This is a genomic window from Achromobacter veterisilvae (assembly GCF_900496975.1).
Classification (GTDB): domain Bacteria; phylum Pseudomonadota; class Gammaproteobacteria; order Burkholderiales; family Burkholderiaceae_B; genus Achromobacter; species Achromobacter veterisilvae.
The window spans coordinates 17,449-34,753 of record NZ_UFQC01000054.1; the positions used below are offsets into that span (position 1 = coordinate 17,449).

The 17,305-nt window shown below is 69.8% G+C and carries 16 protein-coding genes and 1 pseudogene; 7 read left to right on the top strand and 10 right to left on the bottom strand.

Features of this window, described 5'->3' with window-relative positions:
• Positions 1-39 precede the first annotated feature (39 nt).
• Both AVE30378_RS29775 and nirK read right to left on the bottom strand, forming a co-directional pair.
• The gene (locus AVE30378_RS29775; RefSeq protein ID WP_129246428.1) at positions 40-366 is read right to left on the bottom strand and encodes a c-type cytochrome; all 327 of its coding nucleotides are present in this window, start codon (positions 364-366) and stop codon (positions 40-42) included.
• A 76-nt stretch (positions 367-442) separates the two neighbouring features.
• A complete protein-coding gene (gene nirK, locus AVE30378_RS29780; protein WP_129246430.1) occupies positions 443-1,525 on the bottom strand; it encodes a copper-containing nitrite reductase in 1,083 nt (360 codons plus the stop codon).
• Positions 1,526-1,711: 186 nt separating this feature from the next.
• Here nirK and AVE30378_RS29785 point away from each other — a divergent pair, with 186 nt between their 5' ends.
• Complete coding sequence (locus AVE30378_RS29785) at positions 1,712-2,536, top strand: Crp/Fnr family transcriptional regulator (RefSeq protein WP_129246432.1); 825 nt, start codon at positions 1,712-1,714, stop codon at positions 2,534-2,536.
• Positions 2,537-2,543: 7 nt separating this feature from the next.
• On the opposite strand, the gene AVE30378_RS29790 is transcribed toward AVE30378_RS29785, so the two are convergent.
• On the bottom strand, positions 2,544-3,254 hold the full coding sequence (locus tag AVE30378_RS29790) for a formylglycine-generating enzyme family protein (protein ID WP_244235179.1): 711 nt from the start codon (positions 3,252-3,254) through the stop codon (positions 2,544-2,546).
• Between the two features lie 217 nt (positions 3,255-3,471).
• A complete protein-coding gene (locus AVE30378_RS29795; protein ID WP_129246436.1) occupies positions 3,472-5,757 on the bottom strand; it encodes a nitric-oxide reductase large subunit in 2,286 nt (761 codons plus the stop codon).
• Between the two features lie 226 nt (positions 5,758-5,983).
• On the opposite strand from AVE30378_RS29795, the gene AVE30378_RS29800 reads away from it, so the two are divergent.
• Positions 5,984-6,442 carry a MarR family winged helix-turn-helix transcriptional regulator gene (locus AVE30378_RS29800; RefSeq protein ID WP_129246438.1) on the top strand — a complete coding sequence of 153 codons (459 nt, stop codon included), beginning with the start codon at positions 5,984-5,986 and terminating at the stop codon, positions 6,440-6,442.
• The gene (locus tag AVE30378_RS29805) at positions 6,439-7,143 is read left to right on the top strand and encodes an aspartate/glutamate racemase family protein (RefSeq protein ID WP_129246440.1); all 705 of its coding nucleotides are present in this window, start codon (positions 6,439-6,441) and stop codon (positions 7,141-7,143) included. The genes AVE30378_RS29800 and AVE30378_RS29805 overlap by 4 nt, the downstream gene beginning before the upstream one ends.
• A gap of 10 nt (positions 7,144-7,153) precedes the next feature.
• Here AVE30378_RS29805 and AVE30378_RS29810 read toward each other — a convergent pair whose 3' ends face one another.
• Positions 7,154-7,864 (bottom strand): Crp/Fnr family transcriptional regulator, encoded by a 711-nt coding sequence (locus AVE30378_RS29810; protein ID WP_129246442.1) that lies wholly within the window; start codon positions 7,862-7,864, stop codon positions 7,154-7,156.
• Between the two features lie 167 nt (positions 7,865-8,031).
• Here AVE30378_RS29810 and AVE30378_RS29815 point away from each other — a divergent pair, with 167 nt between their 5' ends.
• Complete coding sequence (locus AVE30378_RS29815) at positions 8,032-9,687, top strand: acyl-CoA synthetase (protein WP_129246444.1); 1,656 nt, start codon at positions 8,032-8,034, stop codon at positions 9,685-9,687.
• Positions 9,688-9,729: 42 nt separating this feature from the next.
• Positions 9,730-11,499, top strand: a complete 1,770-nt coding sequence (locus AVE30378_RS29820; RefSeq protein WP_129246446.1) for an acyl-CoA dehydrogenase — start codon at positions 9,730-9,732, stop codon at positions 11,497-11,499.
• A 152-nt stretch (positions 11,500-11,651) separates the two neighbouring features.
• Here the strand turns inward: AVE30378_RS29820 and AVE30378_RS29825 are convergent, their stop codons facing one another.
• Positions 11,652-12,887, bottom strand: a complete 1,236-nt coding sequence (locus AVE30378_RS29825; RefSeq protein WP_129246448.1) for an MFS transporter — start codon at positions 12,885-12,887, stop codon at positions 11,652-11,654.
• Between the two features lie 113 nt (positions 12,888-13,000).
• On the opposite strand from AVE30378_RS29825, the gene AVE30378_RS29830 reads away from it, so the two are divergent.
• Positions 13,001-13,453, top strand: coding sequence for a winged helix-turn-helix transcriptional regulator (locus tag AVE30378_RS29830; protein ID WP_129246450.1), 453 nt, complete (start codon positions 13,001-13,003; stop codon positions 13,451-13,453).
• Positions 13,454-13,473: 20 nt separating this feature from the next.
• On the opposite strand, the gene AVE30378_RS29835 is transcribed toward AVE30378_RS29830, so the two are convergent.
• The 4 genes and pseudogenes from AVE30378_RS29835 to AVE30378_RS29850 form a co-directional block, all read right to left on the bottom strand.
• Positions 13,474-14,448, bottom strand: a complete 975-nt coding sequence (locus tag AVE30378_RS29835) for a pyridoxamine 5'-phosphate oxidase family protein (protein ID WP_129246451.1) — start codon at positions 14,446-14,448, stop codon at positions 13,474-13,476.
• 38 nt (positions 14,449-14,486) lie between these two features.
• Positions 14,487-14,633, bottom strand: a pseudogene (locus tag AVE30378_RS29840) (thioredoxin domain-containing protein); the annotation flags it as partial.
• Between the two features lie 106 nt (positions 14,634-14,739).
• A complete protein-coding gene (locus tag AVE30378_RS29845; RefSeq protein ID WP_129246452.1) occupies positions 14,740-15,642 on the bottom strand; it encodes a LysR family transcriptional regulator in 903 nt (300 codons plus the stop codon).
• The gene (locus tag AVE30378_RS29850) at positions 15,639-16,589 is read right to left on the bottom strand and encodes a LysR substrate-binding domain-containing protein (protein ID WP_129246453.1); all 951 of its coding nucleotides are present in this window, start codon (positions 16,587-16,589) and stop codon (positions 15,639-15,641) included. Before AVE30378_RS29850 ends, AVE30378_RS29845 begins: the two co-directional genes overlap by 4 nt.
• Positions 16,590-16,700: 111 nt before the next feature.
• On the opposite strand from AVE30378_RS29850, the gene AVE30378_RS29855 reads away from it, so the two are divergent.
• Positions 16,701-17,305, top strand: a 605-nt coding sequence (locus AVE30378_RS29855) for an MFS transporter (protein WP_129246454.1), incomplete at its 3' end; no start/stop codon positions are given.

The following is a 17,305-nucleotide window of genomic DNA, read 5'->3' on the forward strand; positions in this document are numbered from 1 at the left end:
CAGACACCTGCGCGAGCGAGACGTCTCCGCCCATCGATCCTATCTCGCCGCGCTCATCATGAATTCCACCGCGGCGCGGAGCGTGGCCTCGTCGGCGGAGGATCCGCCGCGCGGCGGCATGGCGCCCTTGCCCTTGAGCACGGTGACCATCAACGCATCGGCGCCTTGCGCGATGAACGGCGACCAGGCCTGCTTGTCGCCCAGCTTGGGCGCATTGGCCACTCCGCTGGCGTGGCACACCACACAGGCGGACTGATAGAGTTTTTCGCCGGCCGGATTGACGGCGGCCAGCGTTTCCGCCTGCGCCCATGGGACGGACAGGCCCGCCAGGGCCGCCGCAAGCGCGAATCGATGAAAGTTGGACATGGAAAAGTTCCGTCGGAAAGTGTCGCGGCAAGGGCGCGGGGCGGGCGCTGGGCCTGCGCTCGCCCGGCCCCGGGGGTCAGCGCGGTATCGGGCCCGGCGCCTTGATCTGCTTCATCAGGTCGTCGTTCCACTTGCCCTCGACCTTGATGTGCCCGGCCGCGCCCAGCTCGAAGGCTTCGATCAGGTTGTGGTTCAGGTACGCGTACACGCCCGGCTGCTTGAAGGTGTAGAGCGCGGCGCCCGCGGAGCCGCCGCGGATGAACCAGGTTTCCAGGTTCTTCAGCGGCGGATTGGCGAACTTGCCGGTTTCCCAGACCCAGTCGCCGTGGCCGCCGATCAGGTGCGGGCGCGTATCGCGGTTGGCCTGCGAATGGATCAGCAGCACGGTCTCCCCGACCTTCGCCGTCAGGGCATTGGCGCCGGTCAGCGCGCCCACCTTGCCGTTGAACACGATGTGCGTGGGCGTGAGCGTGCGCATCACCTTCACTGTGTCGCCATAGCTTTCCGCGAGCGTCGGGTAGTCCTTGTACTTGCCGTTCTCGTCCTTGGGGATGTAGAGGTCGAACTCGCCGATCGTGTAGGCGCGGTCATAGTGCAAGGGCTTGCCCTGCGGGTCCTTGAGGCCGTCGCGCGGCAGCACCATCAGCGTGCCGCTCATGCCCGACACCACGTGCCAGGGCACCATGCCCTCCGGCGCGCAGTGGTAGACGAAGGTGCCGCTGCGGTCCGCCTTGAAGCGCAGCGTGGCCTGCTCGCCGGGGTTGACGTTGGTCAGCTTGGCGCCGCCCAGCGCGCCCGTGGCCCCATGGAAGTCCACGTTGTGCGGCATGGCGTTGGTGGCGGGGTTGACCAGCGTCAACTGGACGTAGTCGCCCTCGTGCACCACCAGCGTGGGGCCGGGCATCGAGCCGTTGAACGTCATGGCCTGCAGGGTGGTCCCCTTGTCGTCGATGACCATCTTCTTTTCTTCGATGCTCATCGTGAATTCGACGACCTTCGGGCCCGACTTCACGACCTGCTCGTGCGGGTGGACCATGGGCGGGGCGACCAGCGTGACCTTGGTGTGCGGCAGCTTGTCCGCGTCCTGCGCAAACGCGGCGCCCGCGGCCATCGTGAAAGCCAGCGCGGCGGCAAGCAAGGTGGGCCGTAATGCGTTCATATCCAGCTCCTTATCGGGTTCTTCAATCGCCGTGAATGTCGGCAGCCCTATTGGAGAACCAGCGGCGACGCCGCTCTTTGCTGTAGCGCAAACTCCAGCACAGGCCCGCCCGCCGCGCGCATTGTCACCGCAAGGCGGCGGTGTCACCATGGGGGCGTAGAGATCCCTCCGTCTTTTAGGACTGCCATGCCGTCGCCTCTGTGCCATGCGCTGTTGCGCAACCTGGAACTCTTCAGGCCCTTGTCTGACGCGCAGTTGAAGTCCGCGCTGCGCGGCGCGCAGCCCTGCCGGCTGGTCGCCGGCGCCACCGCCTACCGCCAGGGCGCGGTGGCCTCGCACTTCTTCGTGCTGCTCAGCGGCAGCCTGAAAGTGGCGCAGCTTACCGCCGACGGCGAGCAAGTCGTCGTGCGCTACGTCAATCCGGGCGACATGTTCGGCCTGGCCCGCGCGATGCGCCAGTCGCGCTACCCCGCCACGGTGCAGGCCGTGCTGGAAAGCGTGTGCCTGGCCTGGCCGGACGCCCTCTGGGAGCGTTTCGTCGGCAACCATCCGCAATTGAGCGCCATGGCGCTGCAAACCATGGGCCAGCGCCTGCAGGACGCGCACCTGCGCATCCAGGAGCTGTCCACCGACGAAGTGGAACAGCGCGTGGCGCGCACGATCCTGCGCCTGATCGAAAGCTCGGGGCAGCCGACGGCCGGCGGCATCGGCATCGGTTTTCCCATCACGCGCCAGGACATCGCCGAAATGACCGGCACCACGCTGCACACCGTGAGCCGCCTGCTCAGCGACTGGCGGCAGCGCGGCATCGTCGACAGCAGCCGCAAGCGCATCGTGCTGCGCTCGCCCGCCGCCCTGGCCCGCGTGTCCGGCGACGCCCAGGCGGCGCAGGATTGTTCCGGGTGCGCCTCCTGTATCGACGGCGGGCCGGCCAGGATGGCGCAGCCCGGCCCCGCGCAAACCCGGCTCCAGGCGCCCGTTTCGGGCCTGTGCGAGACGCCTTCGGCGTGAACCCGCCCTAATCCTCTTCCAGCACCAGCCGGAAGCCCAGATTGGCGGGCGGGATCCCGACCGAACACGCCCCGCCCTTGGGATCGCGGATGAAGTCCGGCAGATAGGCGATGTGCCGCCCCGCCGCGACGCGGATGCCGCAGTTGCGGCCCGCGTCCGCGTCCTCGCCCGGCGCGTCCAGAATGCGCCGCGCGTGGCAGTCGCTGGTCCAGTCCCAGACGCTGCCCGCCATGTCCATCAGGCCCAGGTCGTTGACGCCGAACGCGCCGAACGGACGCACCTCGACGTCCTCCTGCTGGCGCCGGCTCTGCGCGTCGTATTCGGCCAGCCAGCGCTGGGCGGGATCGTCGCCGTCGGGCAGCCGGAGTTCCTCGCGATAGGCCGAGCCGGCGGCGTAGACCCATTCCGGATAGGTGGGCAAACGCCAGCGCCGCCCGGTGCGCGCGGACAGCCAGTCGGCATACGCCGACGCGTCGGTCCAACTGATGCCCACCGCGGGCAGGTCGCGCGCGGCGGCCTGCCGTTGCGCCGCGTCCAGCGGCTTGCAGCCGCCCGCAAGCACGCAGGCCGCGTAGTCCGCCTGGCTGACCTGGCGCTTCATGATGGACAGCCCGCGCGGATAGCGCGCGGTCAGCGGAGCCGGCGTCACCGGATAGCCGGCGCGCAGCGTCTCGCCCGGAGGCTGGTAGGAGACCTCGCCCGCCGGCAGCCGCAGCACCTCGGGCAAAGACGCAGGGGCCCGTCCGGCGGGCCCGCATGCGGTCAACAATGAAAGAAACGCGGCGATCGGCAGGCAGCGCACGGATCGGACTCCGGTTGCGCCCGGGGCGGAGCGCCCCGGGACCTGCCTCCATTGGACCGGCCGCCGCTCCCGTCCTCTTTGCGCTGGCGCAAGGAGGAAGGGACGGGGCGCGCGGCCGCGGTCGGCCGGGGCCTCAGCCGCGGGCGGGCCGGGCCTGCAGGCTCGGTTCGCTGGTGGCGGGCTTGCCGCTGAGCAAGCCCAGGATCACCTGCAGCACCATCGACAGCGCGCCCAGCAGGAAGACCACGTCGCCGAACGTGCGGCCCCAGCGCAGGGTCCGCAGGATGTCCTGCTGCATGAAGGCTTCGCTGCGGGCGTACCACATGCCTTCGCTCACGCTGGCGTGGAACTGGATCAGGCCGATGGGCAGCAGGCTGGTGAACATCATCAGCGCCAGGCCCAGGTTCAGCCCCCAGAACGCCAGCTTCATCAGGCCGGGGCTGAGCGCGTACTGAGGACGGATGTAGCGCAGCACCAGCAGCGTGAAGCCCAGCGCCAGGAATCCGTACACGCCGAACAGGGCCGCGTGCGCGTGGACCGGCGTGGTGTTCAGGCCCTGGATGTAGTACAGCGAAATGGGCGGGTTGATCATGAAACCGAAGACGCCCGCGCCCAGCATGTTCCAGAACGCCACGGCCACGAAGCACATCAGCGGCCACTTCAGATCGTTCATCCACGCGGCGCGCGACTTCAGGCGCCAGTTTTCCCAGGCCTCGTAGCCCAGCACGATCAGCGGCACCACTTCCAGCGCCGAGAAGCTCGCGCCCACCGCCATCACCGGCGTGGTGGTGCCCGCGAAGTACAGGTGGTGGAAAGTGCCCGGAATGCCGCCCAGCATGAACAGCGAGGCCGACGCCAGGCTGGCGGTGGTGGCCATGCGCCGCGACACCAGGCCCAGCGTCGAGAAGATGAAGGCCAGCGCGGTGGTGGCGAAGACCTCGAAGAAGCCCTCGACCCACAGGTGCACGATCCACCAGCGCCAGTATTCCATCACCGTCAGGTGCGTGCGCTCGCCGTAGAAGAAGCCGGCGCCGTAGAACAGCCCGATCGCGCCGACCGACGCCGTCAGGAGCGCCAGCAGGTTCTTGTCCCCGCCCGGCTTGCGCAGCGCCGGAACGATGCCGCGCAGCATCAGCACGAGCCAGAAGCAGATGCCGGCGAACTTGCCGATCTGCCACAGGCGGCCCAGGTCCACGTATTCATAGCCCTGGTGGCCCAGCCAGAAGTTCAGGTTCGGCGGCATGATCTGCGCGATGGCCAGGTAGTTGCCGACGAACGATCCGACCACCACCAGCACCAGCGCCCAGAACAGGATGTCGACGCCCACCTTCTGGAACTTCGGGTCGCGCCCGCCGTTGATCAGCGGCGCCAGGAACAGGCCCGCCGCCAGGAAGCCGGTGGCGATCCAGAACAGCGCGCTCTGGATGTGCCAGGTGCGAACCAGCGAATACGGGAACCACTGCGACACGTCGATGCCGTAGAACTTCTGGCCCTCGACCGTGTAGTGCGCGGTGAAGCCGCCCAGCAGCACCTGGAACCCGAACAGCGCGACGACCAGGAACAGGTACTTGCCCAGCGCCCGCTGCGACGGCGTCAGCGCGAACGCGGTCAGGGGATCCTTCGCGGGCGCCTCGGGCTCGTCTTCCTCCTTGCCGCGCAGGAAGGCCCAGGCCCATACCAGCAGGCCGATGCCCGCCAGCAGCACCACCACGCTGATGATGGACCACATGACGTTTTCGGCGCTGGGCGTATTGCCGATCAGCGGTTCGTGCGGCCAGTTGTTGGTGTAGGTGACCGGCATGCCCTCGCGCTCGGTCGCCGCCGCCCAGGCCGTCCAGAAGAAGAAATGCGTAAGCTGCGTGCGGCGCGCGGCGTCGGGCAGGGTGTTTTCCTTCATGGCGAAGCTCTCGCGGCTGCCATGCAGGGCCGGCGCGTCGGAGAACAACTGGTCATAGTAGGCGGCGGTCTGCGCCATCGCGCGCGCGCGGCGCGGGCTGACCGTCAGCGTGTCGGTCGCGGCGTCGTTGCGGTTGGCGCGGTACTCGGCCTTCAAGGCCTCGCGCAGCGCGGCCTGCTCGGGCGCGGCCAGTTGCGCGTAATCCTTGCCGTGCGCGTCGCGCGCGGCAAGGTCTAGCCAGGCCGTCAGTTCGCGATGCAGCCAGTCGGCCGTCCAGTCCGGCGCCTGGTACGCGCCGTGTCCCCAGATCGATCCCAACTGCATGCCGCCGACCGACTGCCAGGCGGTCTGGCCGTCCAGGATGTCATCGCGGCCGAACAGGCGGGCGCCGTCGGCCGTCACGACCTGGCCGGGAATCGGCGGGGCCTGCCGATAGACTTCGCCGCCGTAGAAACCCAGCAATGCGAATGTGATCGCCACCACGGCGATCAGCGTGAACCATAATTTCCGATACGGACCCATGATGGGAACGCCCTCCAGTGTTGCGGTTAGTGGGGTACGTTTCCCTATGCGAATTTCGTGCCAGAAAAAATTCCATTTGAATCAATGCATTGCACAATCCAGGGTTTTTTTTACCGCAACACGCAAGGGTATAAATCACTCTCCCAGGGTTTTTTTGACCGCAAACGCCGGGCGCGGCGCACTTACAATCCCCCCTGCATTCCCCCCTTTTCAAGGAGCCGACCGCATGGCCACGGGCAAGCCGGATGCGTGGAGTCTCTTCCTCACCGCGCATGCGCTGGTGGCGGAGGAAATCGAAAAGCGACTGTCGGCCGCCGGCCTGCCGCCGCTGGCGTGGTACGACGCGCTGTGGGCGCTGGAACGGGCGCCGGAAGGCACCGCGCGCATGTATGAAATCGCCGAGCGCATGGTGATCGCGCGCTACAACCTGACGCGCCTGATGGACCGCCTCGAGGCCGACGGCCTGGTCGAACGCTACCGGTCCGACGAAGACCGGCGCGCCGCCTACGCCCGGCTCACGCCCAAGGGGCGCGCGCTGCGGCGGGAAATGTGGAAGGTCTACGGACCCGCCGTCGACGAGCTTTTCCTGTCGCAACTGCCTCCGGCGCAGCAGGCCGCCATGGCGGAGAGCTTCCGCCTCATCGCCCGCCATGTCCGCGCCCTGAACCAGGAGTCCGCGGAATGAGCCCCGCCGCGTTGCACATCGGCATCGTCGCCTGCTCGGCCGAGGGCGCGGCGCTCTGCTACCGCAGTTTGTGCGCCGAGGGCGCGCGGCGCATGGGGCCGCACGCCCATCCGGAGATTTCGCTGCATACGCACTCGCTGGCGGACTACGTGGCCTGCCTGGACCGCGGCGACCTGGCCGGCGTCGGGGCGCTGATGCTGTCCTCGGCGGACAAGCTGGCGCGCGCCGGCGCGGACTTCCTGATCTGCCCGGACAACACCATCCACCAGGCGCTGGACCCTGTGCTGCCGCGCTCGCCGCTGCCCTGGCTGCATATCGCCGGGGAGGTCGCCGCCGAGGCGGCGGCCCGCGGCTACCGCCGCATCGGCATCCTGGGCACGCGCTGGCTGGTGGACAGCGAGGTCTATCCCGGCAAGCTGGGCGAACACGGGTTGCAGTGGCTGCGTCCGCCGCCGGACGACCGGGACGAACTGGCCCGCATCATCATGGACGAACTGGTGTACGGCGTCTTCAAGCCCGATTCGGTGGCGCGGCTGCAAGGCGTCATCGAGCGCCTGCGCGACGCCGGCTGCGACGCCGCGGTGCTGGGCTGCACCGAATTGCCGCTGGTGCTGGACGACGGCAATTCCGCGCTGCCCACCCTGGATTCCACCCGCATCCTGGCGCGCGCGGCGCTGGACCGCGCCCTGCGGCCCGCCTGAACCGGCGCCCTCAGATCTGGTCCAGCCCGTATTGCCGCAGGCGGTCCAGGTCCAGGACCTTGATCTGGTTGTAGGCCAGCGCCAGGATGCCCTGGTCGGCCAGGGCCTGCAGCGCCTGGTTGACCCGCTGGCGCGACAGGCCCGTCAGGTAGCCCAGTTCTTCCTGCGAAATCGCCAGCGTCAGGTCGGTGGACGGATACAGCCGCGGGTTGAAGAGCTGCGCCAGCGATTGCGCCACCCGCGCGTCCGCGTCCAGCAGGCGGTGGTTCTGGATGGACGCGATGAACTCGCCCATGCGGTCGTTCAACTGGCCGATGACGAAATGCGAAAACGGCAGGCTGGCCGCGAGCAGCGCATGGAAAGTGGCGGCCGGCACCAGCATCACGAGGGAGGGCTGGATCGCCACCACGTCGTACTTGCGCAATTCGCGCTTGATGACGCTGCCCTCGCCGAACCAGCCGCCCGGCGGCACGCCCGAGAACGTACAGCTACGGCCCGATTCGTTGTAGATGGCCAGCTTCAGCAGGCCCGTGTGCACGCCCAGCCAGTAGTCCGACGGCGCGTTGCGCCGCGCGATCCAGGCGCCGCTGTCCACGCGCTCGGCGCGCGACGTGGCCAGCACCAGGTCCTGGTGCGAGGCCTCCAGGGCGCCGAACCAGGCGCGGGCGCGGAACAGCCCGGCCAGCTCGTCGGCGGAAACAATGTTTGAAACGTCGGACATGGAAAGAACCGTGTAAAACAGGGAATGCGATGGCCCGCCGGCAGTCTGTCATGTAGATGACAGACTGCATTTTCCGGCTGGCGATACGCTAGCGCAAGCGCCGGGAATCGCCCTTCCCGCACAAAGAAACAGGGAGCGCGCCACGCGCCCCCCCGCAGGAGACAGCAATGAGCGGCATGTTCGAGCAAGGCCTTGCGCGCCGCGAGGCCAATTACACCCCCCTGACGCCCGTGGACTTCATCGCCCGCGCCGCCGAAGTCTACGGCCAGCGCCTGGCCGTGGTCCATGGCGAGGTGCGCCGCAACTGGGCCCAGACTTACGAGCGCGCGCAGCGGCTGGCCGGCGCGCTGGAACAGGCCGGCATCCGGCGCGGCGATACCGTCGCCGTGATGCTGCCCAATATCCCCGCCATGGTCGAAGCCCACTTCGGCGTGCCGATGCTGGGCGCGGTGCTGAACACCCTGAACACGCGGCTGGACACCCCCAGCGTGCTGTTCATGCTGGGCCACGGCGAAGCGCGCGCGCTGATCGTGGACACGGAATACGCCGAGGTCGCCCAGCGCGCCCGGGCCGAATTCCCCCATCTGAAAATCATCTCGGTGCACGACCTCGACACGGCGCCCGCCACGCTGCCCGGCGCCGTCGACTACGAAGCGTTCCTGGCCGCCGCCCCCGCCCGCTACGACTGGCAGCCGCCCGCCGACGAGTGGGACGCCATCGCGCTGAACTACACCTCCGGCACCACCGGCGACCCCAAGGGCGTGGTCTACCACTACCGCGGCGCGTACCTGAACGCGGTCAGCAACATCCTCGAATGGGACATGCCCAAGCATCCGGTCTATCTCTGGACCCTGCCGCTGTTCCACTGCAACGGCTGGTGCTTCGCCTGGACCGTCGCGGCGCGCGCGGGCGTGAACGTGTGCCTGCGCAAGTTCGACCCCAAGACCGTGTTCGACCTGATCCGCGGCGAAGGCGTCACCCACTATTGCGGCGCGCCCATCGTGCAGAGCGCGCTGGCCAACGCGCCGGCCGAGATGCGCGACGGCATCGGGCACACCGTGCGCACCATGGTGGCGGGCGCGGCGCCGGCGCCAGCGGTCATTGCCAAGATGCGCGACATCGGCTTCGAACTGACCCACGTCTACGGCCTGACCGAAGTCTACGGCCCCGCCGCCGTCTGCGCGCGCCAGGACGCCTGGGACGCGCTGGAAGACGAGGAACGCGCGCTGCTGACGGCGCGCCAGGGCGTGCGCTACCACCTGCAGGCCGGCGTGTCGGTGCGCGACCCGGACACCATGGAGCAAGTGCCGGCCGACGAGCAGACCGTGGGCGAGGTCATGTTCCGCGGCAACATCTGCATGAAAGGCTATCTGAAGAACGAGCGCGCCACCGACTCGGCCTTCGCGGGCGGCTGGTTCCATACCGGCGACCTCGGCGTGATGACGGCCGACGGCTACGTCCGCATCAAGGACCGCAGCAAGGACATCATCATCTCCGGCGGCGAGAACATCTCCAGCATCGAAGTGGAAGACGCGCTCTACCGCCACCCGGCCGTGGCGGCGGTGGCCGTGGTGGCCATGCCCGACCCCAAGTGGGGCGAGACGCCCTGCGCCTTCGTCGAGCTGAAGCCGGGCTGCGCCGCCACCGCCGAAGAGATCATCGCGCACTGCAAGCTCCTGCTGCCGGGCTTCAAGGTGCCCCGCGCGGTGCGCTTCGGCGAACTGCCCAAGACCTCCACCGGCAAGATCCAGAAATTCGAACTGCGCGCCGCCGTGGGCGCGACCACGGCCATCGACGTGGCCGGCCCCGGCAAGAAAGCCTGATTCCCCGGCCCGCGCCCCAACCCCTCCAGGAGCTCCGACGCAATGACGTACCAAGCCCCCGTGAAAGACATGCTGTTCGTGTTGAACCATCTGGCCGGCCTGCCGGAAGTGGCCGCCCTGCCCGGTTTCGAGGAGGCCACGCCCGACACCGCCCGGGCCGTGCTGGAAGAATCCGCCCGCTACGCCGCCGACGTGCTGGCCCCGCTGAACCACCCCGCCGACCGCGAACCCGGCGGCTGGCGCGACGGCGCGGTCGCCACCGCGCCCGGTTTCAAGCAGGCCTTCCGCCTCTACGCCGAAGCCGGCTGGCAGGGCATGACGCATCCCGTCGAATACGGCGGCCAGGGCCTGCCCGGCCTGATCGGCTCGCCCTGCTCCGAGATGCTGAACGCCGCCAACCTGTCGTTCGCGCTGTGTCCGCTCTTGACCAACGGCGCGATCGAAGCGCTGATGACCGCGGGCTCGCCCGAGCTGCGGAAACGCTACATCGGCCCCATGATCGAGGGCCGCTGGACCGGCACCATGAACCTGACCGAACCCCAGGCGGGGTCCGACCTGGCCATGATCCGCTCGCGCGCGCAGCCCGCGGGCGACGGCGCCTACCGGATCTCCGGCACCAAGATCTTCATCACCTACGGCGAACACGATCTGGCCGAGAACATCATCCACCTGGTGCTCGCCCGCCTGCCCGACGCGCCCGAGGGCGTCAAGGGCATTTCGCTTTTCCTGGTGCCCAAGTTCCTGGTCAATGAAGACGGCACGCTGGGCGCCCGCAACGATGTCCAGTGCGTGTCGATCGAACACAAGCTGGGCATCAAGGCCAGCCCCACCGCCACGCTGCAGTTCGGCGACGCCGGCGGCGCGCTGGGATACCTGGTCGGCCAGGAAAACCGCGGCCTGGACGCTATGTTCATCATGATGAACGCCGCCCGCTACGCCGTGGGCGTGCAGGGCATCGCCATTGCCGACCGTGCCTACCAGCATGCGCTGGCCTATGCCGCCGAACGCGTGCAGAGTCGTCCGGTGGACGGCTCGTCGCGCGATGCCGTGCCCATCATCCAGCATCCGGACGTGCGCCGCATGCTGGGCACCATGCGCGCGCTGACCGAGGCCGGCCGCGCGCTGGCCTACTTCACCGCCGGCCATGCCGACCTGGCCCACGCCAGCCCCGACGCAGAGGCCCGCAAGCGCCACCTGGCCGTCCAGGAATTCCTGGTGCCCGTCGTCAAGGGCTGGTGCACCGAGACGTCGATCGACGTCGCCAGCCTGGGCGTGCAGGTGCACGGCGGCATGGGCTTCATCGAAGAAACGGGCGCCGCGCAGTACTACCGCGACGCCCGCATCCTCACCATCTACGAAGGCACCACCGCCATCCAGGCCAATGACTTCGTCGGCCGCAAGACCCTGCGCGACGGCGGCGCGGTCGCGCGCGCCCTGCTGGCGGAAGTCCGCCGGACCGAAGCGGCGCTGGAGGCCAGCGCGGCGCCCGCCGCCGGCCTCGTGCTTGCGCCCCTGCGCCGGGCCAGCGCGGCCCTGTCCGACGCCGTCGATTTCGTCCTGGCCAACGCCGCCAGCCACCCCAACGCGGTCTTCGGCGCCGCCGTGCCCTATCTGCTGCTGGCGGGCACCACGCTGGCCGGATGGCAGATGGCCCGGGCGCTGCTGGCCAGCCTGGCGCACCGGGACGAAGACCCCGGATTCCACGACGCCAAGATCGCCACCGCGCAATGCTACGCGCTGCACAAGCTGAGCCAGGCGCCCGGCCTGGCGGCCGTGGTGCTGGGCGCGAAGGACTACGCGGTACAGCCGTAGGATGGGTAAAGCGCGAGATAACTCGCGCAAAAAACCAACTGCCCAACGCGCGCCACCCATGCGGCCGTGGGCAGATTGTTTTCCGGCCAGCACAGGGGCACCATCTGCACACGGCCGCATGGGTGGCGCGCGTTGGAGAGCCTGGTTCTTGCTTAAGGACTCTCGCGCTTTACCCATCCCACCCCGCAATCGCGCGGCAGCGTCGCCGCCCAGAACAGCAGCGCCGCCAGGCTGATGCCCGCGCCCAGCGCGCACACCCCCAGCCAGCCGGCCTGCGCGTAGGCCGCCGTCGACGCGATCGACCCCAGGCCGCTGCCCACGGCATAGAACATCATGTAGCCGCCCACCAGGCGGCTGTGCGCTTGCGCGCTGATACCGAAGACCATCGTCTGGTTGGTGACGTGCAGGGCCTGCAAGGCGACATCCAGGATCAGCACGCCCAGCGCCAGCGCCCACAGGCTCTGCTCCAGGAAGGCGATCGGCACCCAGGACAGGCACAGCAGCGCCAGGCCCGCGGCGGTCGTGCGTTCGCCGTGCCCGCGGTCGGCCAGCCGCCCGGCGCGCGCGGCCATCAGCACCCCCGCCACGCCCACCAGTCCGAACGATCCCACCGCGGTGTGCGTCAACGAATGGGGCGGCGCGCTCAACGGCAGCACCAGCGCGGTCCAGAACGCGCTGAACGCGGCGAACATCAACAAGGCGATCGTGCCGCGCACGCGCAGGACGCGTTCGGTCGCGAGCAAGGCATAGAGCGAGCGCAGCAATGCCCAATAGCCCAGGTCGGCCGTGGGCAGGCGGCGTCGCGGCAAACGGCGGGCCAGCACCGCCGCGAGCGCGGCCGCCAGCGCCGCCGACACGAGGTACACCGCGCGCCAGCCCCACGCGTCCGCCACCGCGCCGGCCAGCACGCGCGCCAGCAACAGGCCGATCACCACCCCGCCCTGCGCCGCCCCGACCACGCGGCCGCGCTCGCCGGGCGCGGCCAGCGCCGCGGACAGGGCAAGCAGGCCCTGCGTCATGGCCGTTCCCAGCAGGCCCAGCGCGACCATGCCCACCAGCAGCCAGGGCGCGTTCGCCGACAGCGCGACGGCGGCCAGCGCCAGGACCAGCAGCGCCAGTTGCCCGATCATCAGGCGGCGGCGGTCCAGCAGGTCGCCCAGCGGCACCACGAACAGCAGCGCCAGCGCGCAGCCTAGCTGGGTGGCCGTCACGACGATGCCCACCGCCGCCTCGGCCATGCCGAACTCGCGGCCGATGGCGTCCAGCAAGGGCTGCGCGTAATACACATTGGCCACGCTCAGGGCGCAGGCGACCGCCAGCAGCAGGATCAGCGAACGGGGCGTGCGGGCGCCGGGCCCGGGAACGGAAAGGTCGGACGGGGCAGGCACGACGGCCTCCTATTTGGTTTCATTACAAAACCAGAATACTAGGTTTTACGGTTTTATAATGCAACCGAAAAATCCGCTTTTCGTCGTTGACCTCCCTACCGCAAGGACCCGATATGGTTAAACGCACAAGCCTTGAAGGCGCCGCCTGTCCGGTGGCGCGCTCGCTGGATGCGATCGGCGATTGGTGGTCGCTGCTGATCGTGCGCGACGCCTTCGACGGACTGCGGCGTTTCGGGGAATTCCAGAAAAGCCTGGGCGTGGCCAAGAACATCCTCAGCGACCGGCTGCGCACGCTGGTGGCGCACGGCATCCTGGCCGTGGCTCCCGCTTCCGACGGCAGCGCCTACCAGGAGTACGTGCTGACGGACAAGGGCCGGGCGCTCTTCCCGGTGATCGTCGGCCTGCGCCAATGGGGCGAAGACCATTACTACGCCTCGGCCGAACCCCATTCCACGCTGATCGACCGCAAGCGCGGCCAGCCCGTGCGCCGGCTGGAAGTCCGCGCGCAGGACGGCCGCCCGATCGGTCCGGAGGACACCGTCGTGCAGAAGACGGCGGCGGCCTAGGGGCCGCGCGAGGCGCCTTCCTATGCCGACAGGCCCTGCCCTGGCCACTGCCCGGTCGCCAGCGATGCCGGCGAATAGGCGTTGAAGCGCCAGCGCAAGGCCAGCGCGCCCGGCCGGAACGCCACGCGGCGCGCATGCACCCGCCACAGCCGCTCGGCGCCCTCGAACTGCGCGATCTCGGGGCTGTCCAGGATCACTTCCGCGCGCCCCGAAAGCTGTAGCACGCCGCCGCGCTCGAAGTCGATGAAGAGCAGTCCCGCACGCGGGTTGAGCACCATATTGCCCAGCGTGTTGAAAAAACGGTTGCCCGAAAAATCGGGAATGGTCAGCACGTTGCCGTCCACCCGGACGAAGCCGGGCCTGCCTCCCCGGTGCGACACGTCGACGGCGCGCGAGCCGGCGTCCGCGTAGCTCGCGACGAACAGGGTATCGGACCGCGCAATCAGTTGGCGAGCGGCATCGTCCAGCCCGTCGCGCTCTTGCGGCGCGCCGGCGAAGCGCAGGGCGGGCGAGCGGGAAAAATGGAAATCCCGCGACTGGATGTACTTCGGGCAATTGCCGAAGGATTGCGCCACGGCCACCTCGAAGCGCTTGCCGTCCCAGGCCGAGATGCGGCCGTTCACGCGGTTGCGCCGGCGCGTGTGCAACTCGATTCCCAGCAGACCCACCGGCCGGTCCGGCCCCAGGCCCGCGAGCACGGGATCGTCGGCATCGGGCATGGCGGCCACGCGCAGGACGCGGGGATCGGGCGACGCCGCGAAGCCGGGCTGCCCTTCCAGCACGCCGGCCCAGGGATCGCCCTGCGCGTCCACCGCGCCCACCACCAGGAACGGCAGTTGCGCGAAGAATTCGCGGTGCTGGTCCGGCATGTAGTCGCGGATGACCTTGCGCCCGGCCTGTTCCATGCGTTCGGCGACGCCCGCGTGCCGCTGCAGCAGGGTTTCGCCCGCATGCCAGGGCGACGGCGCGTCGACGGTTGTTCCGGTGGTCGGCATGATTGCGCTCCTTGCGGCCGAGGCGGCCGCCATCAGGCGGGACGCTTGTGCTCGCCTCCGCGCAGGTCCACGTCCACCTTCCGGTGCGGCACGTCCAGCAGGGACAGCATGAGCGCCACGCGATGCGCATGGCCGGACAGCGGAAAACTGTAGAACGTCAGGGTCGAAGGCTGGGCGGTAGGCATGGGGTTTCTTCCAAGTGGGAGGCAGGCCCCATCTTGGACCGGCGCCGGCCGCAAGTGAACGGCCAGCCGCGGCAAGACAGTCTTGCGCCCCGTGAAAGAAAGCGGCCTAGGGCAGCGCGGCCAGATCGCGGCGCAGGGCCTCGACGCAGAATTCGACGAAGCTGCGCACCTTGGCCGAACTCTTGCGGCCTTCCGGATACACCACGTGCACGGGCAGCGGCGGCAGTTCGAAGTCGCGCAGCACCACCTGCAAGGCGCCGGTGGCGAGGTGCCGCGCCACCTGGTAGGACACCACCTGCGTCAGGCCCCAGCCCTCGCACGCCGCCAGCACCGCGGCCTGGAAGGAGGTCACCGTCAGTTGCGAATCCACCCTCACGCGCCTGGGTTCGCCGTCCTGCTGGAAGCGCCATTGCGGCCCGCGCCCTTCCATCGCCGCGGTGATCGTGCAGTAGCGCTGCAAGGCGTCCGGGTTCTCGGGCACGCCGTGCTGGCGCAGGAAGGCGGGCGCGGCGCACACGACGCGGCGCACCTGGCCCACCGGCACGGCCGTCAGGGTGGAATCGGGCAAGGCGCCGATGCGCACGGCCACGTCGATGCCTTCGTCCAGCAGGTTCACCACGCGGTCCACCAGCAGCGTGCGCACCGACACTTCGCGGTGCGCGCGCAGGTATCCCAGCACGGCGGGCATGACGTGCAGTTCGCCGAAGAGCGCGGGCGCGGTGATGCTGAGCGCGCCGCGCGGGGCGGCCATCGCGCCGGCCGCGGCGTCGTCGGCCTGCTCCACTTCCTCCAGGATGCGGCGGCAGTCGGCGGCATAGCGCTGGCCGGCCTCGGTCAGGCGCAGGCTTCGGGTGGTGCGCACGAGCAGCAAGGCGCCCAGCCGGCGCTCCAGCGCCGCCACGCTGCGCGTGACGGTGGGCGCCGACATTTCCAGGCGCCGGGCGGCGGCGGCGAAGCTCTGCGCCTCGGCCACCGCCAGGAACACGGTCATTTCATGGAATCGGTTCATGGTTCGCGGACTCCCGCAAGGGCGGCCGCGCGCCTGCCCGCCGCTTGCCCTCCCGGCGCCGCCTTCAAGGCGGCAAGGCTGTCGCCGACGCATTGCCGCAGGATCTCCTCCAGCGCGGCCGGCACCGGGTCCAGTTGCGCGCTGCCCCGGTAGAGCGACAGGACAATCGTGGGCAGCCCCGGCAAGCCCTGTTCGCCGGGCGCCATCGCGCGCACCGTGGCGGGCAGCCCCAAGGGCGTGCGCACGGCCAGCCCCAGACCGGCCGACACCGCCGCCCACAGGCCCGCGAGGCTGGGGCTGGTGAAGGCCGGCGACCAGGCGATGCCGGCGCGGTCCAGGGCCTCGGTCGCGCCGCTGCGGAACAGACACGGCGCTTCGAACGCGGCCAGCGGCAGCACCCCGTCCGCGTCCAGCGCGGGCGCCGGATCCGCGGGCCCGATCCAGCACATGGCCAGCTCCGCCAGCCGCCGCGCATGCGGCAGGCGCGCGCCGTGGTCCCAGGCGAGCGCGATGTCGAGCTGGCCCACGGCAATGCGGTCCAGCAGATCGGCGTTGCGGGCGACCCGGGCCTCGATCTTCACCCGGGGATGCGTCCGCGCGAACCGGCCCAGCACCTGGGGCAGCAGCATCTCGCCGAAGTCCTCCTGCATGCCGAGCCGCACCTTGCCCTGCAATTGCGCGCCGCGCACGGCCCGCGAGGCCTGGTCGTTCAGTTCGAGCAGGCGCCGCGCGTAGGCCAGCATGGTCTCGCCGGCGTCGGTCAGGGCCAGGCCCCGCCCCGCCTTGCGCAGCAGCGGCACCCCCGCCTGCTCTTCGAGCTTTTTCAACTGGGCGCTGACGGCGGAAGTGGAACGGCCCAGCCGGTCGGCCGCCCGGCCGTAGCTGCCCAGGTCGACGCCCGCGACAAAGCTGCGCAGCACCTCCAGATCGAACGTTGCTGGCCTCATTCAATCATCCTGTTTTTCAAAACCATACATACATAAATTACCGATTTTCGGAATGATGTTAGAAGCGCACACTGGGCCCCGTCAATCCTCTTCCGGCCCCAGGAGCCCCGCATGTCCCTGTCCTCCTCCCCCGCGCTGCCCCCTTCGGCCGCGCTCGACCGCCCCGCCCACCGCTGGAAGGTGCTGGCCGTGGGCGTTGCCGCGAACGCCGCCTTTTCCGCCGCGGCGGCGGGCCTGCCCGCCACCGCGGTGTTCATGCGCGCGGACTACCGGCTGGACAACGGCCAATTGGGATTGGCGCTGGGCCTGCTGGGGCTGGGCGTCGCGCTGTTCGAGCTTCCGTGGGGCATGCTGGCCGACCGCTGGGGCGACCGCCCGGTGCTGCTGGCCGGCCTGGGCGCCACGGCCGCCGCGCTGGCCTGGATGAGCGGGTACGCGGCGCCCGCTGCCGGCGCCGCGCCCGGCCTGGGACTGCTGGCGCTGGGACTGGTGCTGGTCGGCATGCTGGGCGGCAGCGTCAACGGCGCCAGCGGCCGCGCGGTGATGGCGTGGTTCGATGAAGGCGAGCGCGGCCTGGCGATGAGCATCCGGCAGACGGCGGTGCCGCTGGGCGGCGGGCTGGGCGCGCTGCTGCTGCCCTGGCTGGCGGCCCGCGCCGGCTTCGGCGCGGTGTTCGGCGCGCTGGCCCTGATGTCCGCCGCGGCCGCGCTGCTGAC